Annotated in this window: 27 protein-coding genes; 16 read left to right on the top strand and 11 right to left on the bottom strand. The window is 59.6% G+C overall.

Annotated features, from left to right (window positions below; genetic code table 11):
• Positions 1-65: 65 nt before the first annotated feature.
• The 3 genes from ACCC96_RS19500 to ACCC96_RS19490 all read right to left on the bottom strand — a co-directional run bounded on the left by ACCC96_RS19500 (position 66) and on the right by ACCC96_RS19490 (position 2,379).
• Complete coding sequence (locus tag ACCC96_RS19500) at positions 66-968, bottom strand: alpha/beta fold hydrolase (RefSeq protein WP_413696656.1); 903 nt, start codon at positions 966-968, stop codon at positions 66-68.
• A complete protein-coding gene (locus tag ACCC96_RS19495) occupies positions 969-1,751 on the bottom strand; it encodes a class II aldolase/adducin family protein (RefSeq protein ID WP_413696655.1) in 783 nt (260 codons plus the stop codon).
• A 172-nt stretch (positions 1,752-1,923) separates the two neighbouring features.
• Positions 1,924-2,379, bottom strand: a complete 456-nt coding sequence (locus ACCC96_RS19490) for a flavodoxin (RefSeq protein ID WP_413696654.1) — start codon at positions 2,377-2,379, stop codon at positions 1,924-1,926.
• A 103-nt stretch (positions 2,380-2,482) separates the two neighbouring features.
• Between ACCC96_RS19490 and ACCC96_RS19485 the strand changes: the two genes are divergently transcribed.
• Positions 2,483-2,959, top strand: a complete 477-nt coding sequence (locus ACCC96_RS19485) for a PAS domain-containing protein (protein WP_413696653.1) — start codon at positions 2,483-2,485, stop codon at positions 2,957-2,959.
• Positions 2,960-3,013: 54 nt separating this feature from the next.
• Positions 3,014-3,619, top strand: a complete 606-nt coding sequence (locus ACCC96_RS19480) for a hypothetical protein (protein ID WP_018927173.1) — start codon at positions 3,014-3,016, stop codon at positions 3,617-3,619.
• A gap of 3 nt (positions 3,620-3,622) precedes the next feature.
• Here the strand turns inward: ACCC96_RS19480 and ACCC96_RS19475 are convergent, their stop codons facing one another.
• Entirely contained in the window at positions 3,623-4,582 is a 960-nt protein-coding gene (locus ACCC96_RS19475) for a MerR family transcriptional regulator (RefSeq protein WP_026345657.1), read from the bottom strand.
• A gap of 211 nt (positions 4,583-4,793) precedes the next feature.
• Here ACCC96_RS19475 and ACCC96_RS19470 point away from each other — a divergent pair, with 211 nt between their 5' ends.
• The 7 genes from ACCC96_RS19470 to ACCC96_RS19440 all read left to right on the top strand — a co-directional run bounded on the left by ACCC96_RS19470 (position 4,794) and on the right by ACCC96_RS19440 (position 9,311).
• Entirely contained in the window at positions 4,794-5,363 is a 570-nt protein-coding gene (locus ACCC96_RS19470; protein ID WP_019647675.1) for an antibiotic biosynthesis monooxygenase, read from the top strand.
• 72 nt (positions 5,364-5,435) lie between these two features.
• The gene (gene folM, locus ACCC96_RS19465) at positions 5,436-6,146 is read left to right on the top strand and encodes a dihydromonapterin reductase (RefSeq protein ID WP_413696652.1); all 711 of its coding nucleotides are present in this window, start codon (positions 5,436-5,438) and stop codon (positions 6,144-6,146) included.
• A 23-nt stretch (positions 6,147-6,169) separates the two neighbouring features.
• Positions 6,170-6,745: a GTP cyclohydrolase I FolE gene (folE, locus tag ACCC96_RS19460; protein WP_413696651.1), complete on the top strand. Its 576-nt coding sequence runs from the start codon at positions 6,170-6,172 to the stop codon at positions 6,743-6,745.
• A 2-nt stretch (positions 6,746-6,747) separates the two neighbouring features.
• Positions 6,748-7,119: a dihydroneopterin triphosphate 2'-epimerase gene (folX, locus tag ACCC96_RS19455; protein WP_007942179.1), complete on the top strand. Its 372-nt coding sequence runs from the start codon at positions 6,748-6,750 to the stop codon at positions 7,117-7,119.
• 68 nt (positions 7,120-7,187) lie between these two features.
• Positions 7,188-7,484: a DUF1244 domain-containing protein gene (locus ACCC96_RS19450; protein WP_018927179.1), complete on the top strand. Its 297-nt coding sequence runs from the start codon at positions 7,188-7,190 to the stop codon at positions 7,482-7,484.
• Positions 7,477-7,815 (top strand): HopJ type III effector protein, encoded by a 339-nt coding sequence (locus ACCC96_RS19445; RefSeq protein WP_413696650.1) that lies wholly within the window; start codon positions 7,477-7,479, stop codon positions 7,813-7,815. Before ACCC96_RS19450 ends, ACCC96_RS19445 begins: the two co-directional genes overlap by 8 nt.
• A 245-nt stretch (positions 7,816-8,060) precedes the next feature.
• Positions 8,061-9,311, top strand: a complete 1,251-nt coding sequence (locus ACCC96_RS19440; RefSeq protein WP_413696649.1) for an aspartate aminotransferase family protein — start codon at positions 8,061-8,063, stop codon at positions 9,309-9,311.
• A 46-nt stretch (positions 9,312-9,357) separates the two neighbouring features.
• Here ACCC96_RS19440 and trxB read toward each other — a convergent pair whose 3' ends face one another.
• Positions 9,358-10,320, bottom strand: coding sequence for a thioredoxin-disulfide reductase (gene trxB, locus ACCC96_RS19435; RefSeq protein ID WP_018927182.1), 963 nt, complete (start codon positions 10,318-10,320; stop codon positions 9,358-9,360).
• A gap of 314 nt (positions 10,321-10,634) precedes the next feature.
• On the opposite strand from trxB, the gene cysZ reads away from it, so the two are divergent.
• Together cysZ and ACCC96_RS19425 are read left to right on the top strand one after the other, a co-directional pair.
• Entirely contained in the window at positions 10,635-11,390 is a 756-nt protein-coding gene (gene cysZ, locus ACCC96_RS19430) for a sulfate transporter CysZ (RefSeq protein WP_258671150.1), read from the top strand.
• Positions 11,391-11,430: 40 nt separating this feature from the next.
• Positions 11,431-12,657: a glycosyltransferase family 4 protein gene (locus ACCC96_RS19425; protein WP_413696648.1), complete on the top strand. Its 1,227-nt coding sequence runs from the start codon at positions 11,431-11,433 to the stop codon at positions 12,655-12,657.
• Positions 12,658-12,761: 104 nt separating this feature from the next.
• On the opposite strand, the gene ACCC96_RS19420 is transcribed toward ACCC96_RS19425, so the two are convergent.
• The 3 genes from ACCC96_RS19420 to ACCC96_RS19410 form a co-directional block, all read right to left on the bottom strand.
• The gene (locus tag ACCC96_RS19420; RefSeq protein WP_096479552.1) at positions 12,762-13,865 is read right to left on the bottom strand and encodes an NADH:flavin oxidoreductase; all 1,104 of its coding nucleotides are present in this window, start codon (positions 13,863-13,865) and stop codon (positions 12,762-12,764) included.
• 189 nt (positions 13,866-14,054) lie between these two features.
• On the bottom strand, positions 14,055-14,537 hold the full coding sequence (locus ACCC96_RS19415; RefSeq protein ID WP_413696647.1) for a glutathione peroxidase: 483 nt from the start codon (positions 14,535-14,537) through the stop codon (positions 14,055-14,057).
• A gap of 124 nt (positions 14,538-14,661) precedes the next feature.
• Entirely contained in the window at positions 14,662-15,147 is a 486-nt protein-coding gene (locus ACCC96_RS19410; protein ID WP_007942189.1) for an FKBP-type peptidyl-prolyl cis-trans isomerase, read from the bottom strand.
• Between ACCC96_RS19410 and ACCC96_RS19405 the strand changes: the two genes are divergently transcribed.
• Genes ACCC96_RS19405 through ACCC96_RS19395 form a run of 3 tightly spaced genes read left to right on the top strand, consistent with a single transcriptional unit; the run spans position 15,116 to position 18,517 of the window.
• On the top strand, positions 15,116-15,454 hold the full coding sequence (locus tag ACCC96_RS19405) for a DUF3565 domain-containing protein (protein ID WP_026286504.1): 339 nt from the start codon (positions 15,116-15,118) through the stop codon (positions 15,452-15,454). The genes ACCC96_RS19410 and ACCC96_RS19405 overlap by 32 nt on opposite strands.
• 60 nt (positions 15,455-15,514) lie before the next feature.
• A complete protein-coding gene (gene pta / locus ACCC96_RS19400) occupies positions 15,515-17,614 on the top strand; it encodes a phosphate acetyltransferase (RefSeq protein ID WP_018927188.1) in 2,100 nt (699 codons plus the stop codon).
• Positions 17,615-18,517 carry an acyltransferase gene (locus ACCC96_RS19395; RefSeq protein WP_258671154.1) on the top strand — a complete coding sequence of 301 codons (903 nt, stop codon included), beginning with the start codon at positions 17,615-17,617 and terminating at the stop codon, positions 18,515-18,517.
• Between the two features lie 175 nt (positions 18,518-18,692).
• Here ACCC96_RS19395 and cysN read toward each other — a convergent pair whose 3' ends face one another.
• From cysN to ACCC96_RS19380, 3 genes are all read right to left on the bottom strand, one after another.
• Positions 18,693-20,591, bottom strand: coding sequence for a sulfate adenylyltransferase subunit CysN (gene cysN / locus ACCC96_RS19390; RefSeq protein WP_413696646.1), 1,899 nt, complete (start codon positions 20,589-20,591; stop codon positions 18,693-18,695).
• A 9-nt stretch (positions 20,592-20,600) separates the two neighbouring features.
• Positions 20,601-21,518 (bottom strand): sulfate adenylyltransferase subunit CysD, encoded by a 918-nt coding sequence (gene cysD / locus ACCC96_RS19385; RefSeq protein WP_019647662.1) that lies wholly within the window; start codon positions 21,516-21,518, stop codon positions 20,601-20,603.
• A 146-nt stretch (positions 21,519-21,664) separates the two neighbouring features.
• A complete protein-coding gene (locus tag ACCC96_RS19380; protein WP_018927191.1) occupies positions 21,665-22,423 on the bottom strand; it encodes a Nif3-like dinuclear metal center hexameric protein in 759 nt (252 codons plus the stop codon).
• Between the two features lie 102 nt (positions 22,424-22,525).
• On the opposite strand from ACCC96_RS19380, the gene algW reads away from it, so the two are divergent.
• Both algW and ACCC96_RS19370 read left to right on the top strand, forming a co-directional pair.
• Complete coding sequence (gene algW, locus ACCC96_RS19375; RefSeq protein WP_018927192.1) at positions 22,526-23,686, top strand: Do family serine endopeptidase AlgW; 1,161 nt, start codon at positions 22,526-22,528, stop codon at positions 23,684-23,686.
• A gap of 143 nt (positions 23,687-23,829) precedes the next feature.
• Positions 23,830-25,935 carry a TonB-dependent siderophore receptor gene (locus tag ACCC96_RS19370; protein ID WP_413696645.1) on the top strand — a complete coding sequence of 702 codons (2,106 nt, stop codon included), beginning with the start codon at positions 23,830-23,832 and terminating at the stop codon, positions 25,933-25,935.
• Positions 25,936-25,949: the final 14 nt, after the last annotated feature.

Genomic DNA, 25,949 nt, shown 5'->3' with positions numbered 1-25,949 from the left:
ACGGGGCTGCCGGTCACAATGAACACGGGGGCGGCTGAATGGTGCGCGATAAGGCAGCGGGATAGTCAGGAACACGCCAACTTGAGCGGCGGTGAAATCAACTGATCGCGAAATTCCAGATAGTGCTTGAGCACCTGCGCCGGCGCTTCGATCTGTGGGTAATGGCCGATCTCGGACAGCAGGACAGTGTCCGGGGCGGGAATCAGTTGCCGATAGCGCGCCACCATGTGCGCACCGGAAACCGGATCGACCTCACCATCGATAACGCGCAGCGGCACCTCGCCGCGCTGCATGGCGCTGACCCAACGCTCACGCTGGACCCGCCGCTGCGGGATATAACCGATCAATTTATGCATGATCCGCTGCCCGTGATTGCTATCGACCAGGCTCCAGAAATCATCCAGCTCACTTTCCGTGGGCCGGGTCTGCGGACCGAAAATCTGCTTGAAACTTTTCACCAGAGCGTCACGGGTAAAAGCTAGCCCGATCATCCAGCCCAAGGGGCTTAGCAGGAGTTTTTGCATCAACACCGGGCGATGGGTTTCGGGAAACAACCCGCCATTGAGGAACACGCAACTGGCGATATGAGCGCGTGCTTCGTAATGCCGGGCCAAGAGCTCCTGGGCCACGCTGTCGCCATAATCGTGTGCCAACACGTGAACGGGTTGCTCGACGTTCAAGTGCGCCAATAACGCTTGTTGCAGATCGGCCTGCTCCAGCAGGCTGTAGTTGTGGTTCACCGGTTTGGCCGAATCGCCGAAGCCAAGCATGTCGCAGGCAATCACCCGATAGCGCTGCGCCAGCGGCTGCCACAGGTAATGCCAGTCCCAACTGGCGGTCGGGAAGCCATGGATCAGCAACAGCGGCTCGCCCTGCCCCGCAGCCCAATAGCGGATGGTCTGACCGCGGAAGACGAACGTCTGGCCGCGTTTACGCCAGACACACAGCGGAATTTCGGCGAGTGCCATTTAGAGTTTATAACCCGGGTCTTGTTTATCGAGTTTGCGCAGCAGCGCCGGCCAGGCCAGCGCGCCACCCATCCCTTGAGCACTTTTGGTGACGCCGGCGATCATCGCCTTGGCGCCCGCCAGAATCTGCGGTTCGATGGCGATCAGCTCCGCGCCACCGTTCTGCGCCAGCACCTGAATCTCGCAGGCGCGCTGAAAGGTAAACATCATCAGGAACGTGTCGGCGATGGTGCCGCCACAGGTCAGCAGACCGTGGTTGTGCAGCATCAGAAAATTGTTTTCACCCAGGTCGGCTTGCAGCCGCGCCTTCTCCTCATGGTTCAGTGCCACGCCTTCGTAGGCGTGATAAGCCAGGCTGGACAGCACGAACAATGACTGCTGACTGATCGGCAAAATGCCCTGTTTCTGCGCCGATACCGCCACGCCGGCCGCCGTGTGGGTATGCAGTACACACACGACGTCATGCCGGACTTCATGCACCGCGCTGTGGATGGTGTAACCCGCCGGGTTGATCTCGTAGGGGCTGTCCATCAATTTGTTGCCGGCCTGATCGACCTTGACCAGGCTCGACGCGGTGATTTCATGGAACATCATCCCGAACGGGTTGATCAGGAAGTCTTCAGTGCCTGGCACCTTGGCTGAAATGTGCGTGAAGATCAGATCGTCCCAGCCGTGGAGGGCGACCAGACGATAACAGGCCGCCAGGTCGACGCGGGTCTGCCACTCGGCGGCACTGACTTTATCCTGGAGACTGTGTGGCGACTGGATGGGAATTACGCTCACGGCAAGGATCTCTTTTTATTGTTCTGGGTTCTTAATGTTCACTGACGTTACAGCAGTCTAGTCAGCCCCCGGAGATCGGCTAGTTGCATTGGCAGCCAGCTTGGTGGCCGAGCGAGTCAGTGCGCGGGGGAGCCTGGATCCATGTCAGAACACTGCCGCCAATAAAAGCCGGTCAGCCCCGCAGAGCGCTGGCCAGATCCGCCAGCCAAGGCTCGGCGTCGGTTTCCGGCGTTACGGTTTCACTGGCGTCCAGACGCAACATCGGCAGCACTTCACGCACGCCCAGTTCGCCGAACAATTCACGCATTTGCTCACCGCCACCGCAGAACGTATCGCCATAACTCGAGTCGCCCAGCCCGATAACGGCACCTGGCAAGCCACGCCAGGCAGCGGGCAATTGATCGCGGATCATCGAATACAGCGGTTGCAGGTTGTCCGGCAACTCGCCCATGCCGGTGGTCGAGGTCACCGCCAGAAATGCTTCCGGGCCAAAAGCCTGAACATCGGCAAGTGTCGCGCGCGGGTTGTGCAAGGTTTCAAAACCGGCGGCGTTCAATAGGCTTGCGGCGTGGCGGGCGACTTCTTCGGCCGTGCCGTACACCGAGCCGGAAAGGATGGCGACTTTCATCAATCTGATCCTGAAGCTGAGTAAAAGGCCAAGATATTAACAGCACAGCCCTCATTGATCTTTTAGAATGCAGCGTACCCATCAATACGCAAAGGACTCTGCGATGATCAATGCCTCACTGCTGCAAATGGTGATCGACGCGTCCAACGACGGCATAGTGATTGCCGAAAAGGAAGGCGAACAGGACAACATCCTGATTTACGTAAACCCGGCGTTCGAACGCCTGACGGGCTATACGAGCGAAGAAATCCTCTATCAGGATTGCCGTTTTTTGCAGGCAGGAGACCGGGATCAGCCCGCCCTCGCATTGATTCGCCAGGCGTTGGGCAATGGCGGTTCCTGCCGGGAAATTCTCAGGAATTACCGCAAGGACGGCACCCCGTTCTGGAACGAACTGTCGCTTTCCACGGTAAAAAACCCGCACGACGGACAAACCTATTTTGTCGGGGTGCAGAAAGACGTCACGGTTCAGGTCAAGGCACAGCAGCGAGTTGCACAGCTGGAAGCGCAATTGGCCGAGGTACAGGCAGAACTTGCTGATCTCAAGTCGACGAACGGATCAAACCAATCTGAGAATTAGTGGTCATTTACTACAATCACCGATGACTTTGTAATTATTTCTTTCGAGCAAATCATGCAGCGCGACGCACTCCTGACCCAGGATGAGCTGGACTTTATCCAGACCATGCAACACAACCCGCAACTCAATGTGCGGGATGCGACGTCGAGTTTGCTGGTCAACGGCGGCTCGCAGATCCGTGATTTGCTCACACGCCTGGCCGCCCATGAGCAAGTCACCATCCAGGCCACTTTCGAAAATCAGCAAATGACCTTCCCGCTGCACCTTGTAGAAGATGAGTTTCACGCAATGCATCTACGCCTCGGTGTCCCCAGCATTTATGAAGACGGGCCAATGATTCGGCCATGGCGCCTGGCGCTCGAAGAGCCAGTGGCGCTGGAAAATGCCAAGGGGCAACCCGGTACGATGTGGGTGCACGAAATATCGTTCAAAGGGGTTTTGCTGGAAGTTCGCAACAAGACCAAGGCGCCAAAGCACTTCGCGCTGTGGTTCAGCCCGTCAGGCTATGAGCGGATTGCATTGCGCGGCACCCTGGAGCGTGAGACCGAGCAAGGTTTCTACGCCTACGAGTTGAGCCAGAGTGACAAGGACGAAACCGAGCGTCTGCGCCAGTACATCCTTCAGCAACATCGCCTGACCCATCCTGCTTTGCATATTTGAATCTCAGGTATCCAGGTTTCCCGCCAGGAACTGTTTCAGACGCTGGCGCATCACCCCCCCTTCGTTTCCAAGGCAACCCACCGACGACCCGGCCAGACTCTCCTGCGCCAGGTCGGACGCATCCCCGGCCAGAAACAGCTGACATTCCAGCCCCATGGCCAGACGGTTCAAACGTCGAGGCAGTTCGGCAGTCGGCGCGTGATTGGAAATCAACACCAGCGCCCTGGGCTTGATCTTCTCACAGACCAGGATCAACTCGTCGAAGGGCTGCCCGATCGCCAACAACTGAATAGCCGAATCGATGCTGCTCAGATAGAGCGCCGTGACCAACACTTCGAGTTCACGACATTGGTCGGCCAAGGCGCAGACAATCACTCGTCGCGGTTGCATGACACGCACCAGCAGCAGGCGTTGCAATACTCGAGAACGCAGAAAGCCATCCAGAAAAAGCCACTCGCTGGTCTGACCGAACGCATCTTGGCGTTGTAGCAATAGCTTCCAGATCGGAATCAGAATGTCCTGGAATACAACTGTCAGCGGATAACTGGAAAAAATCTGACCGTAGATGTGTTCCAGCTGAACTTCGTCAAAAACACTCACCGCCGCCTTGACCTGCTGCTGCCATTGGCCGTAGTCGGCTTGAACGAGCTCGTCGGGAATGATCCGCTCCAGCGCCTGGAGCGGTTCGGTCTTGGCCAGTATCTTGCCAACCTTGCTGACCGCGACACCGCGCTCGATCCAGCCGAGGATGCTGCGGACACGCTCGATATCGATCATCGAATACAAACGGTGCCCGCTTTCGGTGCGGGTGGGCTGTATCAGCCCGTAGCGTCGCTCCCAGGCTCGAAGCGTGACCGGGTTGACTCCTGTCATGCGCGCGACCTCACGAATCGGGAACAGCTCTTCTCGAATCAGGGAGATACCAGAGGACAAGCCAGGCGTAACGTCGGTCAGCACAGGCATCTTTGGATTTACGTCCATGTAAAATATTGGATCCCATTCTAACTCTCCTGCCCCGGTAGCTTTCAACACGTAGTTGAAAGAAGTTGGTACTGACGTCCATGACGTAATCAGGAATAATCCTTGCTTGTCCCGAGACGCAGCCCACCACCCCGGCGCTGTGCCTGGCGAAGCTCTTATCCGGAGCGACGCGTTTGTCATATGGAGATACACAATGTCTACCTCACCCGTCACGCTGATGGTTGCGCGTCGCGTCGCCGATGGGCGTTACCAGGACCTGATGGCCTGGTTGCGCGAAGGCGAACAACTGGCCACCGACTTCCCCGGCTATCTCGGTTCTGGCGTGCTTGCTCCGCCACCCGAGGATGACGAATTCCAGATTATTTTCCGCTTCGCCGACGAACAGACCCTGCATGCCTGGGAGCATTCCGCCTCGCGTACTGCCTGGCTGGGACGCGGCAGCAATCTGTTTGCCCATCCTTCGGAGCATCGGGTCAGTGGCATCGATGGCTGGTTCGGTGCGGTAGGGCAACGCCCGCCACGCTGGAAGCAGGCCGTGGCGATCTGGCTGGCGTTCTTTCCCGTGTCCCTGCTGTTCAACTTTGTACTGGGACCGTTATTGGCCGAAACAGGATTACTGGCCCGGGTGTTCGTCAGCACCCTGTGCCTGACGCCGCTGATGGTCTATTTCTTCATTCCATTGTCGACCCATCTGTTGGCCGGCTGGCTGAACACCGCACCGCAACAACCGTTGCCCGCAACGCCTACTACCCAAAATCAGTAACTCTTGCAGGAGCGTAGGTGCACGACTCCCGTCGCTGGTATAGTTTTGCTCTAACCGCGACGCGAGCCGTTCATGACCTCTTCCGCAGCCCCCATCCTCATCACCGGTGCCGGCCAGCGTGTCGGCTTGCACTGCGCGCAGCGTTTGCTCGAAGACGGCCATCCGGTCATTTTCAGTTACCGCAGCGAACGCCCCGGCGTAAAGACCCTGCGCGATCTGGGAGCGACCGCGGTGTACGCGGACTTTTCCAGCGAGGCCGGAATTCTCGCGTTCATCGGTGAACTGAAGAACCACACCGACAGCCTGCGGGCGATAGTCCACAACGCCTCCGAATGGCTGGCCGAAACCCCGGGCGCCGAAGTCGAAGCCTTCAGCCGCATGTTCAGCGTGCACATGCTGGCGCCCTACCTGATCAACCTGCACTGTGCCGATTTACTCAGACGCTCAAGCCCCGCCGACATCGTGCACATCAGCGATGACGTGACCCGCAAGGGCAGCAGCAAGCACATCGGCTACTGCGCCAGCAAAGCCGGGCTCGATAGCCTGACCCTGTCCTTTGCCGCCAAGTACGCGCCAGACATCAAGGTCAACGGTATCGCGCCAGCCCTGCTACTGTTCAATCCCGAAGACGACGCGGCGTACCGCGCCAGGGTCCTGGCCAAATCCGCACTGGGCATCGAACCCGGCAGCGAAGTGATCTACCAGAGCCTGCGCTATTTGCTCGACAACCCTTATGTCACCGGCACGACCCTGACCGTCAATGGCGGACGGCACGTCAAATAAGCCGCCCCCGCGAGGATGTCCCCATGACGTTATCCCTGCCCCACACCGCCCTGTCCCAGAGCTATCGCGAGATCCTCATCGGCCTCGGTGAAAACCCCGACCGCGAAGGGCTGCAAGACACCCCGTTGCGCGCCGCCAAGGCCATGCAATACCTGTGTCACGGTTACGAACAGAGTCTCGAAGAGATCGTCAACGGCGCGCTGTTCGCCTCCGACAACGATGAAATGATCATTGTCGACAACATCGAGTTGTACTCGCTGTGTGAACATCACATGCTGCCCTTCATCGGCAAGGCGCATGTGGCTTATATTCCAACGGGCAAGGTGCTGGGCCTGTCGAAGATTGCACGGCTTGTGGATATGTTCGCCCGCCGCCTGCAAATCCAGGAAAACCTCACCCGGCAAATCGCCGAAGCCGTGCAGCAAGTGACCGATGCCGCCGGTGTCGCGGTGGTCATCGAAGCCCAGCACATGTGCATGATGATGCGCGGCGTCGAGAAACAGAATTCGACCATGAACACCTCGGTGATGCTCGGCGCCTTCCGCGAGTCGAGCAACACCCGCCAGGAGTTCCTGCAATTGATTGGACGGAGCAAGTAGCAATGCCACAACTTCAACCAGGAATGGCACGCATCCGGGTCAAGGACCTGTGTTTGCGAACTTTCATCGGGATCAACGAGGACGAAATCCTCAACAAGCAGGATGTGCTGATCAACCTGACCATCCTGTATGCCGCCCAGGACGCCGTGCGTGACAACGACATCGATCACGCGCTGAACTACCGCACCATCACCAAGGCGATCATTGCCCACGTGGAAGGCAATCGCTTTGCCCTGCTCGAGCGCCTGACCCAGGAGCTGCTGGACCTGATCATGGCCAATGAGTCGGTGCTGTATGCCGAAGTCGAAGTCGACAAGCCCCACGCCCTGCGCTTCGCCGAGTCGGTGTCGATTACCCTGGCCGCAAGCCGCTGACCGCGTCTGGCGCATCGCTCGCCAGGCTTTTATCATCCGCGCCACGATTTGATTGCACAGAGCCCATCATGAACGATCAACAACGCCTGGAACTTGAAGCCGCCGCCTTTCGCCGGCTGGTTGCCCACCTGGACAGCCGCAAGGACGTGCAGAACATCGACCTGATGAACCTCTCGGGTTTCTGCCGCAACTGCCTGTCCAAGTGGTACAAGGCCGCGGCCGACGAACGCCAGATCGACGTCAGCCTCGATGAAGCCCGCGAAGTGGTTTACGGCATGCCGTACGCCGAGTGGAAAGCCCAATACCAGAAAGAAGCCAGCGCCGACCAACAAGCGGCGTTCGCCAAAGGAAAACCCAATGAGTGATTTGAACACCCTGCGCGCCAGCCTCAACAGCGGCGAACACGTTTTCGCCGACACCCTGGCGTTCATTGCCGCCGGTTATGACTACCAGCCCCAGGCTTTCAACAACGGTGGCGTGGAAAACGCAGCCGGGCAGAACGAAGGCTCGTGCAAGACCCTGGGCCTGGCGCTGCTGGAAGGTCTGAGCAATGAAGAAGCGTTGTTGGCGTTTGGCGAGCATTATCGTTCGGTGGTGGCCACGCCCGAAGGCAGCGACCACGCCAATATTCGGGCGTTGATTGCCCATGGCTTGGCGGGTGTGAAGTTCACTCAGCAGCCACTGACACGCCGCTAAACCTGTGGCGAGGGAGCTTGCTCCCGTTGGGTCGCGGAGCGACCCTGCTTGCCTTGAAAAGAAGGGGGCAGCTGCGCAGCCCAACGGGAGCAAGCTCCCTCGCCACAGATTATGCGTCGCCCTCGATAGGTATCAGGGCACATCCCGACTTTTAAGATTGAACCGGCAACTTTATTTCGTTTGCCGGACACCTCTGCTCGCGGCTTAGATAAAAAGAAGCATCCCTTCTTCAGAGTCAGCCATCCATGCGTAGCGAAACCATCAGTCAGTCGATCTCCATCGTTCACCCCGTCAGCCTCAGCCACGGCAAAAACGCCGAAGTCTGGGACACCGATGGCAAGCGCTACATCGACTTTGTCGGGGGAATCGGCGTACTGAATCTCGGCCATTGCCATCCGCGCATCGTCGAGGCCATTCGTGAACAAGCCACCCGCCTGACCCACTACGCGTTCAACGCGGCTCCCCATGTGCCTTACATCGAACTGATGGATCGCCTGGCTGCGTTTATTCCGGTGGATTACCCGGTCAGTGGCATGCTCACCAACAGCGGCGCGGAAGCGGCGGAAAACGCCCTGAAGATCGTCCGTGGCGCCACCGGCCGCACCGCGATCATTGCCTTTGACGGCGCCTTCCACGGCCGCACGCTGGCCACCCTCAACCTCAACGGCAAGGTCGCGCCCTACAAGCAGAAAGTCGGCGTGCTGCCGGGGCCGGTGTACCACCTGCCCTTCCCCAGCAAAGACAATGACGTGACCTGCGCCGAGGCCCTGAAGGCAATGGATCGGCTGTTCAGCGTCGAGATCGACGTGAATGACGTGGCCTGTTTTATCGTCGAGCCGGTGCAGGGCGAAGGCGGTTTTCTGGCGATGGATGTGGAATTCGCCCAGGCGCTGCGGCGTTTCTGTGATGACAAAGGCATTCTGCTGATCGCCGATGAAATCCAGTCCGGCTTCGGCCGCACCGGCCAGCGGTTTGCGTTCTCGCGATTGGGCATTGAGCCGGACCTGATCCTGCTGGGCAAAAGCATTGCCGGCGGCGTGCCGCTGGGTGCGGTTGTCGGGCGCAAGTCGCTAGTCGACAACTTGCCCAAGGGCGGACTGGGCGGCACCTACTCAGGAAATCCCATCGCCTGCGCCGCCGCGTTGGCGACCCTGGATGAAATGAGTGATGCACATCTGCACGCTTGGGGCTCGCAGCAGGAAGAAGCGATTGTCAGCCGCTACGAAGCCTGGCGAGCACGCGGACTGTCACCGTATCTGGGCCGTTTGACCGGCGTGGGTGCGATGCGCGGCATTGAGTTGATCAATGCCGACGGCACACCGGCTTCGGCGCAACTGACACAACTGCTGGCCTTGGCGCGAGAGTCGGGCTTGCTGCTGATGCCCAGCGGCAAGTCGCGCCACATCATTCGGCTGCTCGCGCCATTGACCACTGAGGCCGCCGTGCTGGAAGAAGGGCTGGATATTCTTGAGGCGTGTCTGCAGAAACTGGCTTGAGCATTAAAAAAAACCGGCCGAAGCCGGTTTTTTACTCTCTACGGAATCAGAACGAAACGTTCTGCAGGCCGTCGAGGTAACGCTCGGTGTCCAATGCCGCCATGCAGCCGGCGCCGGCCGAGGTGATGGCTTGACGATAAACGTGGTCGGCCACGTCACCGGCAGCAAAGATACCTTCGACGCTGGTGGCAGTGGCGTTGCCGTCACGGCCGCCCTGTACAACCAGGTAGCCGTCTTTCAACGTCAGCTGACCTTCGAACAACGACGTGTTCGGGGTGTGGCCGATGGCGATGAACACGCCGTCGACTTTGATTTCGTCGAAGCTGCCATCGTTGTTCTTCAGGCGAGCACCGGTCACACCCATGTTGTCGCCCAGCACTTCGTCCAGGGTCGCGTTCAGCTTCAGGATGATCTTGCCTTCGGCAACCCGGGCATTGAGCTTGTCGATCAGGATCTTCTCGGCGCGGAACGTTTCGCGACGGTGAATCAGGGTCACGGTGCTGGCGATGTTGGCCAGGTACAGCGCTTCTTCGACAGCGGTATTACCGCCACCGACCACAGCCACTGGCTTGTTGCGATAGAAGAAACCGTCACAGGTCGCGCAGGCCGAAACGCCTTTGCCCATGAACGTTTCTTCCGACGGCAGGCCCAGGTAACGAGCGCTGGCACCGGTAGCGATGATCAGGGCGTCGCAGGTGTAAGTCGCGCTGTCGCCAATCAGGGTGTATGGCTTGGCAGCGAAGTCCACGGCATTGATGTGATCAAACACGATCTCGGTTTCAAAGCGCTCGGCGTGCTCTTTCATGCGTTCCATCAGCGCCGGGCCGGTCAGGCCGTGGACGTCGCCCGGCCAGTTGTCGACTTCGGTGGTGGTGGTCAGTTGACCGCCGGCCTGCATGCCGGTGATCAGCAGTGGCTTGAGGTTGGCACGGGCGGCATAGACCGCGGCGCTGTAACCGGCAGGGCCGGAACCGAGAATAATCACTCGCGAATGACGGACTTCAGACATGACCTGCTCCTGTTGACCGGCCCGAAACACTGGGCGCGGAACGCCGGATTGCCGGCGGGAATAAAAAAGGACCGTTGAAAGCACTTGGGGAAGGCTTGGGCTCGACAGTCCTGTAAAAGAATGGGTGCAGCGTATCGAGGGGGCGAAGATTAAGGAAATACGGTTTAACAATCCAGCTCATAGGCGGTCTCTATTCCGTTGCAGTGAATGTATAGACGCCTTTGTTACAGTTAATGTCGATGCCGCTACCGCGCTTTCACCCACCAGGCAAAGCCGGTAAGGTCGGCGCGTTTACCCCTTGCTCGGAGCACGTTATGCCCGCCCCTGTTCTGTCCGGCCCACAATATTTGCGCGAGGGCCTCAAATTGGTCCTGAGCCCGAGTCTGCGTCTGTTCGTGTTGTTGCCGCTGGCGATCAACCTGGTGCTGTTCGTCGGATTGATCTATCTGGCCGGCCATCAGTTCAGCCTATGGGTCGATACGCTGATGCCGTCCCTGCCCGATTGGCTGAGCTTCCTCAGCTATATCCTCTGGCCGATATTCGTGGTGTTGGTGGTGTTGATGGTGTTCTTCACCTTCACCCTGCTCGCCAACGTCATCGCCGCGCCATTCAACGGCTTCCTCGCGGAGAAAGTCGAGGTGGTGGTGCGCGGCACCGACGATTTCCCGACCTTCAGCTGGGGCGAACTGATCGCCATGATCCCCCGTACCCTGACCCGGGAAATGCGCAAGCTCGGCTACTTCCTGCCAAGGGCCATCGGGCTGTTCATCCTGTCGTTCATCCCGGTGGTCAACATCATTGCCGCACCGCTGTGGCTGCTGTTCGGGGTGTGGATGATGGCGATCCAGTACATCGACTACCCGGCGGACAACCACAAACTGGGCTGGAACGAGATGCTCGCCTGGCTGCGCAAGAAGCGCTGGCAGAGCATGAGTTTTGGCGGGATCGTTTATCTGGTGCTGCTGATTCCGGTGGTGAATATCCTGATGATGCCGGCGGCGGTGGCCGGAGCGACGTTATTCTGGGTGCGTGAGCGTGGCGCGGAGAATCTGGTGGCAGAACGCCGTTAATCGCGTCACATATCCATCATCCCACCGTCACAATGACGACATGGCCTCAGCCGACACTGAGGTCATGACGACAGCTCTGCATATCACCCTGATCACCGAAACCTTCCCCCCGGAAATCAACGGCGTGGCCAATACCCTTGGCCGATTGTTCGACGGTTTGCGTGCGCGCGGGCATCAGGTCGAGTTGGTGCGGCCACGTCAGGGCGGCGACCCGCTGATGGGCAGCAATGATGAGTTGCTGCTGTGTCGGGGCTGGCCGCTGCCGGGTTATCCCGGCCTGCAATGGGGGCAGTCGTCGATGCACAAGTTGCTGCGGCGCTGGAAGCGCCATCGCCCGGATGTGCTGTACATCGCCACCGAAGGACCGCTGGGGTTGTCGGCGTTGCGCGCGGCACGGCGTTTGGGGATTTCGGTGGTCAGCGGCTTTCATACCAATTTTCAGCAGTACTCCAACCAGTACGGGCTCGGGTTGCTGACGCGTTTGCTGACCCACTACCTGCGCTGGTTTCACAATCGCTCGACCCTGACCCTGGTGCCCAGCGCCAGCCAGCGACTGGAGCTGGAGCGCCGCAGTTTCGAGCGCCTGGCGCTGCTCTCTCGAGGCGTCGACAGCCAGTTGTTCCATCCGGCCAGACGACTGAAATCACTGCGTGAGCAATGGGGACTGGCCGAGGATGACATCGCCTTCATCCACGTAGGACGTTTGGCCCAGGAGAAGAATCTTGGTCTGCTCAAGCGCAGTTTCGACACGCTGAAAACCACTTATCCACAGCGCAACATGAAATTGATTGTGGTCGGCGACGGTCCGCAACGAGCGACGCTGGAAAAGGAATTGCCCGAGGCGATTTTTTGCGGCTCACAACGCGGCGAAGCGCTGGCCAGTCACTATGCCTCGGGGGATGTGTTTCTGTTTCCGAGCCTGACCGAAACCTTCGGCAATGTGGTGCTTGAGGCATTGGCCTCAGGGCTGGGGGTGGTGGCGTACGATCAGGCTGCGGCGGCTCAGCATATTCGCCATGGCTACAACGGCGTATTGGCCATGCCCGGGGATGAACAGGCGTTCTGCGATGCGGCACGTTGGCTGCTGGAGGAGCGCGAAACCTTGCGCTGCGTGCGGCTCAATGCCCGCCAGCATGCAAGCCGTCAGGGCTGGGCGGCGATTATCGAGCAGTTCGAGGGGCAGTTGCGGGGGGCTTGTCACGATCCTCGTGGCGAAGGGGCTTGTCGGAACGCCGCATCGCCCCGTTCGGCTGCGAAGCAGTCGTAAACCCAGCGCACGCTGGTGTATCTGATGAAAAATATTTTCAGGTTTCAGGGCCGCTTCGCGGCCCAACGGGGCGGTGCGGCGTTCCGACGAGCCCCCTCGCCACATTAAACCAGCGTCATCAACGCATCACGGCTGAACGGCAGGATGTCCTGCTCACGACCGTCACGCACTTTCTGCGCCCAGTCCGGGTCCACCAACAACGCACGACCCACCGCCACCAGGTCGAACTCATCGTTATTCAAACGTTCCAGCAGTTTTTCCAGGCTGGCCGGCTGTGCGATCTTGTCGGTGTTGACCATGAATTGCAGGAACTCGCCATCCAGGCCGACGCTGCCAACGGTGATGGTCGGCTTGCCGGTGAGCTTGCGGGTCCAGCCGGCCAGGTTCAGTTCGGAACCGTCGAACTCCGGCTCCCAGAAACGGCGTGTCGAGCAGTGAAAAATATCCACGCCGGCGTCGGACAACGGCTTGAGAAATTCGCCCAACGCCTCTGACGTCTGCACCAGACGCGCGGTGTAGTCCTGCTGCTTCCACTGGGAGAAACGGAAGATGATCGGGAAGCCCTCGCCAACCGCTGCGCGCACCGCCTGAATCAGTTCGATGGCAAAGCGCGAACGGTTGGCCAGGCTGCCACCGTATTCGTCGGTGCGCTGGTTGCTGCCTTCCCAGAAGAACTGGTCCACCAGATAACCATGGGCACCGTGGATTTCCACGCCGTCCATGCCGATGCTCTGGGCGTCTTTGGCGGCTTGGGCGAACGCAGCGATCACCTCCTGGATATCCTGCTGGGTCATGCCGTGAACCACGACCTGTCCGTCTTTCAGTTTTTCCGACGGGCCGTAACCCGGCACGCTGGCATCCGGCTCGGTGCCGATGCGGCGCACGCTGCCCACATGCCACAGTTGCGGAACGATCTTGCCGCCTTCGGCATGCACTGCATCGACGACTTTTTTCCAGCCGGCCATTGCGGCTTCACCGTAGAAGTGCGGCACGTTCGGATAACCGTTGGAGGCCTTGTGACCGACGGTGGTGCCTTCGGTGATGATCAGGCCAACTCCGGCGGCAGCGCGGCGACGGTAGTATTCAATCACTTTGGAGTTGGGCACGCCGCCCGGCGAAAACGAGCGGGTCATCGGTGCCATGACGACGCGGGTCGGCAATTCGAGAGCGCCGAGGTGAAAAGGCTTGAACAGGGCTTTGACAGGCATTGGACGCTCCACGGGATATAGGCTTTATGACGGCGATAATATGGAGAGCGCCCTGCCTTGAACAGCACTATTGATTTGAGTGATTAAGGATTAGAAACGAAAAGATCGCAGCCTTCGGCAGCTTCTACAGAGGAACGTGAATACCTGTAGCTGCCGAAGGCTGCGATCTTTTGATCTTGATCTGCGCTTTTAACTCAGAGCTTTTTCAATCGCCTGGATAACAGAAGGATCATCCGGCGCCGTACGCGGCGAGAATCGCGCCAATACGCGACCGTCCTTGCCCAACAGGAATTTTTCGAAGTTCCAGGTGATGTCGCCCGGAAACTCCGCGCCCTCGCCCGCCAGCAGGCGGTACAGCTGATGACGTTCGTGACCGTTGACTTCCAGCTTGCTGGACAACGGAAAGGTCACGCCATAGTTGAGGCTGCAGAACTCCTGGATCTCCTGTTCGGTACCCGGTTCCTGCCCGGCAAACTGGTTGCACGGCAAGCCCAGCACGCTGAAACCCTTGCCCTTGTATTGCTGGTAGAGGTTTTCCAGAGCAGCGTACTGTGGGGTCAAGCCACATTTGGAGGCGACGTTGACCACCAGCACGACGTGCCCTTTGAAGGGCGCCAGAGGTAACTCCTGGCCATCCAAAGTTTTCAATGTAAGGTCGTGAAAAGCACTCATGACGGACTCCAAATTTCCCGTGTTCTTCTCGAAACAGCCACTTGGTCATGTCGCCAAGGACAGCCGCGGACTAAAAAGGCGCCCTCGGGCGCCTCTCCAGTTCTCGAAAGCTTAGCGCAGAAAATCAGTGGTGATGGCCACCTTCGCCATGGACGTGACCATGAGCGATTTCTTCCTGGCTGGCATCACGGATGGCAACGATCTTGACCTGGAAATTCAGGCGCTGACCGGCCAGCGGGTGGTTGCCGTCGACGGTGACATCGTCGCCGTCCAGATCGCGAATGGTGACGATCTGCATCTGGCCGTCCGGAGCGGAAGCGTGGAACTGCATGCCCACTTCTAGTTCGTCGACGCCTTCGAACATGCTGCGGCTCAGGGTGCTGACCAGTTCGGCAGCGTATTCGCCGTAGGCATCTTCAGGTTCTACGGCAACAGTCAGTTCGTCACCGACTGCTTTGCCTTCCAGTGCCTTTTCCAGGCCCGGGATGATGTTACCTGCGCCTTGCAGGTAGACCAGCGGCGCGCCGCCGGCGGAGCTGTCGATGACCTCACCAGCGTCGTTGGTCAGGGTATAGTCGATGGAGACAGCCTTATTGGCGGCGATCAGCATGGGGCGAGACCTTTTGCATAAGAATGATGAATGTCCAAGTTTAGCGAAGCAATCGCCCGAAAGCGAACACAACCCGGACAAACGGGGTGCGATGAAAGCCTCGACCATTACAGGTTTCCATCAGGACGAGGACGGGCACTGGGTGGCCGAGCTGTCCTGCGGCCATACCCAACACCTGCGGCACCAGCCGCCGTGGCAATCCCGGGCCTGGGTGCTGGACCCTGCGCTGCGCAATGAAAAAATAGGCCAGCCCTTTGATTGCGGTTGGTGCGCACAAGGCTCGGTTAGCGATAACCTTGACCACTGAATATCGGTAGAACGCCAGCCATAGGCGTTCACCATTGCCATGCACCCTTAGAGAATCCGCATGCAAACTTTTTTTATCGCGCCCACCGATTTTGGTGTGGGTCTGACCTCCATCAGCCTCGGGCTGGTGCGTACCCTTGAGCGGGCCGGCCTCAAAGTCGGCTTTTTCAAACCGATTGCCCAACCGCACCCGGGCGACACCGGCCCTGAACGCTCCACCGAACTGGTGGCCCGCACCCACGGCTTGAAACCGCCTCAGCCGCTGGGCCTGGCCCATGTCGAGCGGATGCTCGGCGACGGTCAGCTGGACGAATTGCTCGAAGAAATCATCACCCTTTACCAGCAAGCCGCTATTGGCAAGGACGTGCTGATTGTCGAAGGCATGGTCCCGACCCGCAGCGCCAGCTACGCCGCGCGGGTCAACCTGCACTTGGCCAAGAGCCTCGACGCCGACGTGATTCTGGTTTCGGCGCCGGAAAACGAAGTGCTGACCGAATTGTCCGGCCGGGTGGAATTGCAGGCGCAATTGTTCGGCGGGCCGAAAGACCCGAAAGTGCTGGGCGTGATCCTCAACAAGGTCAAGACCGACGAAAGCATGGACGTCTTCGCCTCGCGCCTGAGAGAGCACTCGCCGTTGCTGCGCAGTGGCGACTTCCGTCTGCTCGGCTGCATCCCGTTTCAACCGGAGCTGAACGCGCCGCGCACCCGTGACGTGGCCGAGCTGATGGGCGCTCAGGTGCTCAATGCCGGTGACTACGAAACCCGGCGCATGACCAAAATCATCATTTGCGCCCGCACCGTGCGCAACACCGTGGAGCTGCTCAAGCCCGGCGTGCTGGTGGTGACCCCCGGCGATCGCGACGACATCATCCTCGCGGTCAGCCTCGCGGCGATGAACGGTGTGCCTCTGGCCGGCCTGCTGCTGACCAGCGACACCCTGCCCGACCCGCGCATCATGGAGCTGTGCCGTGGCGCCTTGCAGGCCGGCCTGCCGGTGTTGTCGGTGAGTACCGGCTCCTACGACACCGCCAACCAGTTGAACGGTTTGAACAAGGAAATCCCGATCGACGACCGCGAGCGCGCGGAGATCATCACCGATTTCGTCGCCAGCCACCTCGACGCCAACTGGCTGCACCAGCGCTGCGGCACGCCACGGGAAATGCGCCTGTCGCCTGCAGTGTTCCGCTATCAACTGATCCAGCGCGCCCAGGCCGCCAACAAGCGCATCGTGTTGCCCGAGGGCAGCGAGCCGTTGACCGTGCAGGCCGCCGCGATCTGCCAGGCACGGGGCATCGCCCGTTGCGTGTTGCTGGCCAAGCCGGCAGACGTCGAGGCGGTCGCCCGCGCCCAAGGCATCGAGTTGCCACCGGGGCTGGAAATCCTCGACCCGGACCTGATCCGCGAGCGTTATGTCGAGCCGATGGTTGCGCTGCGCAAGACCAAAAGCCTCAACGCGCCGATGGCCGAGCAGCAGCTGGAAGACACTGTGGTGATCGGCACCATGATGCTGGCGCTGGATGAAGTCGACGGGCTGGTGTCCGGGGTCATTCACTCCACCGCCAACACCATCCGCCCGGCCCTGCAACTGATCAAGACCGCGCCGGGTTGCACCCTGGTGTCGTCGGTGTTCTTCATGCTGTTCCCCGAAGAAGTGCTGGTCTATGGCGACTGCGTGATGAACCCGCACCCGAGCGCCAGCGAACTGGCCGAGATCGCCTTGCAAAGCGCCGATTCGGCAGCGGCGTTCGGCATCACTCCGCGAGTGGCGATGATCAGCTACTCCAGCGGTGAATCGGCCAGCGGCGAAGAAGTCGAGAAGGTTCGCGAGGCCACCTTGCTCGCCCACGAACAGCAACACTCACTGCTGATCGACGGCCCGTTGCAATACGACGCCGCCGCCAACGAAACCGTGGCCCGGCAACTGGCGCCGAACAGTCAGGTGGCCGGTCGTGCCACGGTGTTCGTGTTCCCCGACCTGAACACCGGCAATACCACCCACAAAGCCGTGCAACGCAGCGCCGACTGCGTCAGCCTCGGGCCAATGCTGCAAGGCCTGCGTAAACCGGTGAACGACCTGCCGCGTGGCGCGCAAGTCGACGACATCGTGTACACCATCGCGTTGACCGCGATTCAAGCGGCCAACCGACCTATGGATATTTAAATGCTGGATTTTCTACCTGCACCCGTGCGCGGCGTGATCGCCTCGCTGCTGTTGGCGCTGAATACGATTCTGCTCTGCTCGTTTCTGTTCTGTGTGGCGCTGTTCAAAGTGTTGCCGTTCACCCTCACCCAACGTTTCGCGCGCTGGCTGATGAGTCATACCCACGAAGCGTGGATCAGTAACAACAAGGGCTGGATGAATCTGGTTTGCCGCACACGCTGGCACCTCAGCGGCTTGCAAGACCTGGACTATCGGCACTCCTATCTGATCACCAGCAACCACCAGAGCTGGGTCGACATCATGGTGTTGCAGTACGTGCTCAACCGTCGCATCCGCCCGCTGAAGTTCTTTCTCAAACAGGAACTGATCTGGGTGCCGGTGATTGGTCTGGCGTGGTGGGCGTTGGGTTTTCCGTTCATGAAGCGTTACTCCAAGGCCTATCTGGAAAAGCATCCGCAGAAGAAAGGCAAAGACCTGGAAACCACCCGCAAGACCTGCGACAAGTTCCGCAATAACCCGGTGGGGATTTTCAACTTCGTCGAAGGCACGCGCTTCACCGAGGGCAAGCACACCCAGCAGGGTTCACCGTTCCGCTACCTGCTCAAACCGAAAGCGGGCGGCATTGCATTCGTGCTGGATGCCATGGGCGACCAGCTGGAAGCCATCGTCAACGTGACCATCCACTACCCGGCCGGGCGGCCGGGCTACTGGGATTTGCTCTGCGGTAATGTGAAAGACGTGGTGGTGCACTTTCAGGAGCTGAAGATTCCACCGCAGTTCGTTGGCAAGAACTACGACCAGGACGGGGTGTATCGCCTGGAGTTTCAGGGCTGGATCAATCAATTGTGGCAGGACAAGGATGCGTTGTTGGGGCAAATGCACCGGGAGTATCCAGTGACCTAAGATCAAAAGATCGCAGCCTTCGGCAGCTCCTACGCAGACCGAGTACAACCGCGATTAATCGAGTGTGCATCTTCCCTGCAGGAGCTGCCGCAGGCTGCGATCTTGACGATCAAAAGTACACAAAAAAGCCCGCAGATGATCACTCATCTGCGGGCTTTTTGTTTTCAGCTAACGCTTAGATCGCGCCACGCTTGCGCAGCAGATCCAGCACTTGCTTGACGCTTTCTTCCAGCGACAGCGACTGGGTGTCGATCACCAGATCGGCATCCAGCGGCACGTCGTACGGGAAGGATTCGCCCGGGATGTTGTCGCCACCCGCCGCGTACAGACCTTGCGGATCACGCTCGGCGCAGACCGTCGGCGAGGCCTGGACGTAGACCGTCAGCAGACGCTCCTTGCCGATCAGGTCCTTGGCCTGTTCACGACCTTCGGCACTCGGGGCAACAAACGCCGCCAGTGTCAGCAAGCCGGCTTCGTTGAACTGACGCGCAACGTGCGCCGCACGACGCCAATTCTCGGTACGCCCGGCACGATCATTCGGCAGACCTTTGTTCAGGTCGTGACGCAGGTTCTGGCCATCGAGTACAAAGACTGCGCGGCCCATGTCGAACAGCTTGCGTTCAACCGCATAGGCCAGAGTGCTTTTGCCAGCGCCCGACAGGCCGCTGAACAACACGGTGGCCGGTTGCTGACCGAAGCGCTGGGAGCGTTCTTCGGTGGCTACATGAGCCAGTTTGCCGTGGTGGGAGCTACTGCCATGCGCCAGCGGCTGAGCGATGATCATGCCCGCCGCGACCGTGCCGTTGGTCAAACGGTCGATGACGATGAACGAACCGGTGGTGCGGTTGCTGTCGTAACCGTCCAGCGCGATGGCCGCATCGAGGCTGATCTTGACCCGACCGATCTCGTTCAGCTGCAACGAGCTGGCAGGGCCTTCGGCCAAGGTGTTCACGTCCACGCGATTGACGATGCTGGTGATCGAACCCGGCACGTAAGTCGTAGCGCGCTTGATGTCGTACTTCTTGCCCGGCAGCATCGGCTCTTCGGCCATCCACACCAGCATGGCGTCGAAGGCGTCGGTCACTTGCGGCTGGTTATCGGCGTGCACCAGCAAGTCGCCACGGGAGATGTCGATCTCGTCTTCCATGGTCAGCGTCACCGCTTGACCAGGGCCTGCATGCTCCAGCTCACCTTCGAAGGTGACAATGGATTTCACGCGGCTGCTCTTGCCCGACGGCAACACAACGACTTCGTCGCCCTTGTGCACGATGCCGCTGGCCAGGGTGCCGGCGAAACCACGGAAGTTCAGGTTCGGACGGTTGACGTACTGCACCGGGAAACGCAAGTCGGTGTAGTTGCGGTCGTTGGCGATCTCGACGGTCTCGAGAATTTCCATCAGCGACTGGCCGGTGTACCACGGCGAGCGCTCGGACTTGTTCACCACGTTGTCGCCCTTGAGCGCCGACATTGGCACGAAAGCCATAGTGGTCGGCTTGAACGCGATGCCTTCAGCGAACTTCAGGTAATCGGCCTTGATCGACTCGAACACGCTTTCGTCGAAGCCATTAAGGTCCATCTTGTTGATGGCGACCACGATGTGCTTGATGCCCAGCAACGAGGCGATAAAGCTGTGGCGACGGGTCTGGGTCTGCACGCCGTAACGGGCGTCGACCAGGATGATCGCCAGGTCACAGGTGGATGCACCGGTGGCCATGTTGCGGGTGTACTGCTCATGGCCGGGAGTATCGGCGATGATGAATTTGCGCTTGGCGGTAGAGAAATAGCGGTAGGCGACATCGATGGTGATGCCCTGCTCACGCTCGGCTTGCAAGCCGTCGACCAGCAATGCCAGGTCGATGTCTTCGCCGGTGGTGCCGACTTTTTTCGAGTCGCGGGTAATGGCTTCCAGATGATCTTCGTAGATCATTTTGGAGTCGTGCAGCAGGCGCCCGATCAGGGTGCTCTTGCCGTCGTCGACGTTGCCACAGGTCAGAAAGCGCAGCATTTCCTTGCGTTCATGCTGGCCCAGGTAGGCGAGGATGTCCTCGCTGATCAAATCAGATGCGTGCGACATGACAACCCCTTAGAAATAACCCTGACGTTTCTTTTCTTCCATGGAACCGGCGCCATCGTGATCGATGACTCGGCCCTGGCGTTCGGAAGTTCGCGTCAGGAGCATTTCCTGAATGATGTCGGTCAGGCTGGTGGCCTCGGACTCGACAGCACCGGTCAACGGGTAGTCGCCCAGTGTACGGAAACGGACCTTCTTCTTGACGATGCGCGCCTTGTCTTCGTCGCTCAGGTGATTGAGCAGGCGTTCGTCGTCGATCATGATCCAGGTGCCGTTCATCTCGATGACATCACGTTCGGCTGCGAAATACAGCGGCACGATCGGGATGCCTTCCAGGTAGATGTACTGCCAGATGTCCAGCTCGGTCCAGTTCGACAACGGGAATACGCGGATCGATTCGCCCTTGTTGACCTTGCCGTTGTAGACGTTCCACAGCTCCGGGCGCTGGTTTTTCGGGTCCCAGCGGTGCTTGCTGTCACGGAAGGAATACACGCGCTCTTTGGCACGGGACTTCTCTTCGTCACGACGGGCGCCACCGAATGCGGCGTCGAAGCCGTACTTGTCGAGGGCCTGCTTGAGGCCTTCGGTCTTCATGATGTCGGTGTGTTTGGCACTGCCGTGGGTCAGCGGGTTGATACCCTGCGCTACGCCCTCGGGGTTGACGTGTACCAGCAGGTCCAGGCCGAGCTCTTCGACCATGCGGTCGCGGAACGCGTACATTTCCTTGAACTTCCACCGGGTGTCGACGTGCATCACCGGAAACGGAAGTTTGCCCGGGAAGAATGCCTTGCGCGCAAGGTGCAGCATCACGGCGGAGTCTTTACCGACGGAGTACAGCATCACCGGGTTATCGAACTCGGCGGCGACCTCGCGGATGATGTGGATGCTTTCGGCCTCCAGCTGTTTCAGATGCGTCAGTTTGTCGACCATGGCTACTCACGAAAACGATCTTATGGACGGCCTGCGGGCCGTGTTCGAGCGGGGAATCCTAGCACAGCGCCCTCTTCTAATCAGGACGGCGGCTAGATCGAAAGGGTATATGAATATACCCCCTCGTTTGGGCTCCAGCCCTGTAGTCAAATCGGGTTCGGGCAATCGATGAAGATGTGCTCGAGGGCGAAACGTCGCGCCAGGTAATCACCCAAAGCCTGCACACCGTAACGCTCGGTGGCATGGTGGCCGGCGGCGATGAAACTGATATCGTTTTCCCGGGCGCTGTGGAACGTCTGCTCGGAGGCCTCGCCGCTGAGGTACAGATCGACACCGGCCAACACCGCCTGGTCAATGTAACCCTGCCCGCCACCGGTGCACCAGCCGACCCGACGAATCATCTCGCTGCCTTCGATCAGCAGCGGCTCGCGCCCCATGACTTCCTGTACCCGACGGGCAAAATCGCGGGGAGTCATCGGTTCGCTCAACGAGCCGACCAACCCGACGATTTTCAGGTTATCCGGATCCAGTGGGCCTTCGACGGTGATGTCCAATTGTCGGGCAAGCTGTACGTTGTTGCCGACTTCCGGGTGCAGGTCCAGCGGCAAGTGATAAGACAGCAGGCTGATGTCGTGCTTGAGCAGGGTTTTCAACCGGCGCTGCTTCATGCCGGTGATGCACGGGTTCTCGCCTTTCCAGAAATAGCCGTGATGCACCAGCACCAGATCGGCCTGGGCCTCCACTGCGGCGTCCAGCAACGCCTGGCTGGCGGTGACACCGCTGACGATGCGCATTACTTGCGGCCGGCCTTCGACCTGCAAGCCGTTGGGGCAGTAATCGGCAATCTTCGCACTTGCCAGGTAACGGTCGGCTTCTTCTACCAGGGTGCTCAGGGCGACGGCCATAAAAGACTCCTAAATATCCCGTTCAGAGGCGCGCGCGGCCTCGTATAATGCGCGACATTATGGGCGGTCTCATACCGCCTGCAACCTCTCAGGACGTGCTTAATGCTCAAGGCGCTGCGTTTTTCCGGCTGGCCGCTGTTGGCCGGCGTGCTTGTCGCTCTACTGATTATTCAGCGTTACCCGCAGTGGGTCGGGCTGCCAAGCCTCGACGTCAATCTGCAACAAGCCCCGCAAACCCTTGGTGTGCAGCAAGGCCCGGTGTCCTATGCCGATGCGGTGACCACGGCTGCGCCGTCGGTGGTCAACCTTTACACCACCAAAGTGGTCAACAAACCGAGCCATCCGCTGTTTGAAGACCCGCAGTTCCGCCGCTTCTTCGGCGACAACTCGCCCAAGCAGAAGCGCATGGAGTCGAGCCTCGGTTCGGGCGTGATCATGAGCCCGGAAGGTTACCTGCTGACCAACAACCACGTGACCAGCGGTGCCGACCAGATCGTGGTGGCGCTCAAGGATGGTCGTGAAACCCTGGCCCGGGTCATCGGCAGCGACCCGGAAACCGACCTCGCGGTATTGAAGATCGACCTGAAAAACCTGCCGTCGATCACCGTCGGCCGTTCTGACAACCTGCGCATCGGCGACGTGGCCCTGGCCATCGGCAACCCGTTCGGCGTCGGCCAGACCGTGACCATGGGGATCATCAGTGCCACCGGGCGCAATCAGTTGGGCCTGAACAACTACGAAGACTTCATCCAGACCGACGCCGCGATCAACCCCGGCAACTCCGGCGGTGCGCTGGTGGACGCCAACGGTAACCTGACCGGCATCAACACGGCGATCTTCTCCAAGTCCGGTGGCTCGCAAGGCATCGGCTTCGCGATCCCGGTCAAACTGGCGATGGAGGTGATGAAGTCGATCATCGAACACGGCCAGGTGATTCGCGGCTGGCTCGGCATCGAAGTGCAACCTTTGAGTCAGGAACTGGCGGAATCGTTTGGCTTGTCGGGACGCCCGGGAATTGTGGTCGCGGGGATTTTCCGTGACGGCCCGGCGCAAAAGGCCGGCCTGCAACTGGGCGACGTGATCCTCAGCATCGACGGTGAACCGGCTGGCGATGGTCGCAAGTCAATGAACCAGGTGGCGCGCATCAAACCGACCGACAAGGTCACGATTCAGGTGATGCGCAACGGCAAAGAACTCAAGCTCACCGCAGAAATAGGCCTGCGTCCGCCGCCTGCGCCGATCCAGGAAAAAGAAGAAGAGTAAGCCGTAGGAGCTGCCGAAGGTTCGGGCCGCGTTCGGACGATCTTTTACGCCCTCGAAAGCTCCACCACTCCAAAGTCGTTAACGGCAGACATTCTCATTAGGCATGTTATATTGTTTCAATATCAATATTGGAACAACATAACATGTCGTCTCGAACAATGGCCTCCCTCGCAGGCCTGGCTCTCGGTCTGCTGGGAGATCCGGTCTTCGCCGAAGAATCCCAAACCGTTGAACTGGACGCCATCAGCGTCATCTCCGACTACGAATCCCCCACCGGTCCGGTCAAGGGCTATCGCGCAACGCGTTCTTCCAGCGCGACCAAAACCGACACCACCCTTCGCGACATCCCGCAATCGATCAGCGTAATTCCTGTCAGTGTGCTCAAGGACTTGGGCAGCACCAACGTCGAGCGCGCCCTGGATTTTGCCGGCGGTGTGTCGAAGCAGAACAACTTTGGCGGCCTGACACTTTACGAATACAGCGTGCGCGGCTTCACCACCTCGGAGTTCTACAAGGACGGTTTCAGCGCCAACCGCGGCTATCCGAGCACGCCGGACGTGGCCAACATCGAACGCATCGAAGTGCTCAAAGGCCCGGCCGCCAGCCTCTATGGGCGTGGCGATCCGGGCGGTACGGTGAACATCGTCACCAAGAAACCCCAGCCCGAAGCCTTCACCACCCTGCAGACCAGCGCCGGCAGCTGGGATCGTTATCGCACCACCGTGGACGTCAACACACCGCTGGATGATGCCGGCAACATTCTGTCCCGGGTGAACCTGGCCGTCGAGGACAACCACAGCTTTCGCGATCACGTCGACAGCCAGCGCGTGTTCGTTGCGCCTTCGTTCAGCTGGCAGCTGAACCCGGACACCAGCCTGTTGGTGGAGAGCGAGTTTGTCCGCCACAGTTCGACATTCGATCGTGGCGTCGTCGCGCCGAACAATAAGTGGAGCGGCGTATCTCGCTCGACCTTCCTCGGCGAACCTAACGACGGCAACATCGACAACCACAACAACCTACTGCAAGCCGCCCTCGAACATCAGCTCAACGACCGCTGGAAACTGCGCCTGGCCAGCCATTACAAGGAAGGCAAGCTCTGGGGCTTCGCCTCAGAAAATCGGCCATTGAACGCCGACGGCCATACCATCAACCGCCGCTACCGCGAACGCGGCACCAACTGGCACGACAGCATTACCCAACTCGAACTGCGCGGTCTGTTCGACATCGGCAGTTGGCAACACGAACTGCTGATCGGCAGCGAGTACGAAAACTTCCGCAAGAACGAACGGGTCACGACCATTGCCGGCGGCCCCTACGCCATCGATATCTATCGGCCGATCTACGGCCAGCCGAAACCCGATGGCGCACGCTCCGGGACCGATTTTTTCGAGCACGTCGAAAGCCAGGCGCTGAACCTTCAGGACCAGATCGTCTTCACCGACAAACTGCGCGGCATGCTTGGTGCGCGCTTCGAACATTTCGAACAAAGCATTGACGATCACAGCCGCAATGCGACCCGCCGCCAGCGCCACGACGCGCTGACTCAACGAGCTGGCCTGCTCTACCAACTGACGCCCGAAGTGGGACTGTTCGCCAACGCCTCCACTTCGTTCAAACCGAATAATGGCCTGGATGCCGCCGGTAAATCCTTCGACCCGGAAGAAGGCGTCGGCTACGAAGTCGGGATCAAGAGCGAGCTGTTTGACGATCGCTTGAGCAGCACCCTCGCCGCCTTTCATATCGACAAAGAAAACGTCCTGGCCCTCGACTCGAGCACCGACTCCAGCCGGGCCATGGGCAAGGCCCGCAGTCAGGGTGTCGACCTGCAAGTCACCGGGCAAATCACCGACGCCGTGAGAGTGATTGGTGCCTTTGCTTACATCGATGCCGAAGTCACCCAAGGCGACAAGATGATTCCCACCGGCAGCCGGATTCTCGGCGTGGCCAAACGCAGTGGCAGTTTGCTGGGGGTTTATGAGTTTCAGGATGGCCATCTGCGCGGCTCGGACCTCGGTGCCGCGTTCACCTATGTCGGCGATCGCTCGGGTGAAGCCGGCAGCGATTTCGAACTGCCGGCCTACCACACCGTCGACCTGCTGGCCCATTACAAGGCCAGCGAAAACGTCACCGTGGGCCTGAACCTGAACAACCTTTTCGACGAGAAATACTTCGAGCGCTCCTACAGCAACTACTGGGTCAACCCCGGCGAACCGCGCAATTTCACTGTCAGCCTGACACTCAATCTGTAAAGGGAAAAATCACC

Source organism: Pseudomonas sp. Pseusp11, from assembly GCF_047304405.1.
Classification (GTDB): domain Bacteria; phylum Pseudomonadota; class Gammaproteobacteria; order Pseudomonadales; family Pseudomonadaceae; genus Aquipseudomonas.
Note: the sequence above shows the minus strand (reverse complement) of the source record. Positions and strands in the feature narration are given on the sequence as shown.

Bases quoted from the DNA above. Each gene is read 5' to 3' on its own strand.
- ACCC96_RS19500 (WP_413696656.1), bottom strand. From the start codon at position 968: ATGGCACTCGCCGAAATTCCGCTGTGTGTCTGGCGTAAACGCGGCCAG.
- ACCC96_RS19490 (WP_413696654.1), bottom strand. From the start codon at position 2,379: ATGAAAGTCGCCATCCTTTCCGGCTCGGTGTACGGCACGGCCGAAGAA.
- ACCC96_RS19485 (WP_413696653.1), top strand. From the start codon at position 2,483: ATGATCAATGCCTCACTGCTGCAAATGGTGATCGACGCGTCCAACGAC.
- ACCC96_RS19480 (WP_018927173.1), top strand. From the start codon at position 3,014: ATGCAGCGCGACGCACTCCTGACCCAGGATGAGCTGGACTTTATCCAG.
- ACCC96_RS19475 (WP_026345657.1), bottom strand. From the start codon at position 4,582: ATGCCTGTGCTGACCGACGTTACGCCTGGCTTGTCCTCTGGTATCTCC.
- ACCC96_RS19470 (WP_019647675.1), top strand. From the start codon at position 4,794: ATGTCTACCTCACCCGTCACGCTGATGGTTGCGCGTCGCGTCGCCGAT.
- folM (WP_413696652.1), top strand. From the start codon at position 5,436: ATGACCTCTTCCGCAGCCCCCATCCTCATCACCGGTGCCGGCCAGCGT.
- folE (WP_413696651.1), top strand. From the start codon at position 6,170: ATGACGTTATCCCTGCCCCACACCGCCCTGTCCCAGAGCTATCGCGAG.
- folX (WP_007942179.1), top strand. From the start codon at position 6,748: ATGCCACAACTTCAACCAGGAATGGCACGCATCCGGGTCAAGGACCTG.
- ACCC96_RS19450 (WP_018927179.1), top strand. From the start codon at position 7,188: ATGAACGATCAACAACGCCTGGAACTTGAAGCCGCCGCCTTTCGCCGG.
- ACCC96_RS19445 (WP_413696650.1), top strand. From the start codon at position 7,477: ATGAGTGATTTGAACACCCTGCGCGCCAGCCTCAACAGCGGCGAACAC.
- ACCC96_RS19440 (WP_413696649.1), top strand. From the start codon at position 8,061: ATGCGTAGCGAAACCATCAGTCAGTCGATCTCCATCGTTCACCCCGTC.
- trxB (WP_018927182.1), bottom strand. From the start codon at position 10,320: ATGTCTGAAGTCCGTCATTCGCGAGTGATTATTCTCGGTTCCGGCCCT.
- cysZ (WP_258671150.1), top strand. From the start codon at position 10,635: ATGCCCGCCCCTGTTCTGTCCGGCCCACAATATTTGCGCGAGGGCCTC.
- ACCC96_RS19425 (WP_413696648.1), top strand. From the start codon at position 11,431: ATGGCCTCAGCCGACACTGAGGTCATGACGACAGCTCTGCATATCACC.
- ACCC96_RS19420 (WP_096479552.1), bottom strand. From the start codon at position 13,865: ATGCCTGTCAAAGCCCTGTTCAAGCCTTTTCACCTCGGCGCTCTCGAA.
- ACCC96_RS19415 (WP_413696647.1), bottom strand. From the start codon at position 14,537: ATGAGTGCTTTTCACGACCTTACATTGAAAACTTTGGATGGCCAGGAG.
- ACCC96_RS19405 (WP_026286504.1), top strand. From the start codon at position 15,116: ATGGAGACAGCCTTATTGGCGGCGATCAGCATGGGGCGAGACCTTTTG.
- ACCC96_RS19410 (WP_007942189.1), bottom strand. From the start codon at position 15,147: ATGCTGATCGCCGCCAATAAGGCTGTCTCCATCGACTATACCCTGACC.
- pta (WP_018927188.1), top strand. From the start codon at position 15,515: ATGCAAACTTTTTTTATCGCGCCCACCGATTTTGGTGTGGGTCTGACC.
- ACCC96_RS19395 (WP_258671154.1), top strand. From the start codon at position 17,615: ATGCTGGATTTTCTACCTGCACCCGTGCGCGGCGTGATCGCCTCGCTG.
- cysN (WP_413696646.1), bottom strand. From the start codon at position 20,591: ATGTCGCACGCATCTGATTTGATCAGCGAGGACATCCTCGCCTACCTG.
- cysD (WP_019647662.1), bottom strand. From the start codon at position 21,518: ATGGTCGACAAACTGACGCATCTGAAACAGCTGGAGGCCGAAAGCATC.
- ACCC96_RS19380 (WP_018927191.1), bottom strand. From the start codon at position 22,423: ATGGCCGTCGCCCTGAGCACCCTGGTAGAAGAAGCCGACCGTTACCTG.
- algW (WP_018927192.1), top strand. From the start codon at position 22,526: ATGCTCAAGGCGCTGCGTTTTTCCGGCTGGCCGCTGTTGGCCGGCGTG.
- ACCC96_RS19370 (WP_413696645.1), top strand. From the start codon at position 23,830: ATGTCGTCTCGAACAATGGCCTCCCTCGCAGGCCTGGCTCTCGGTCTG.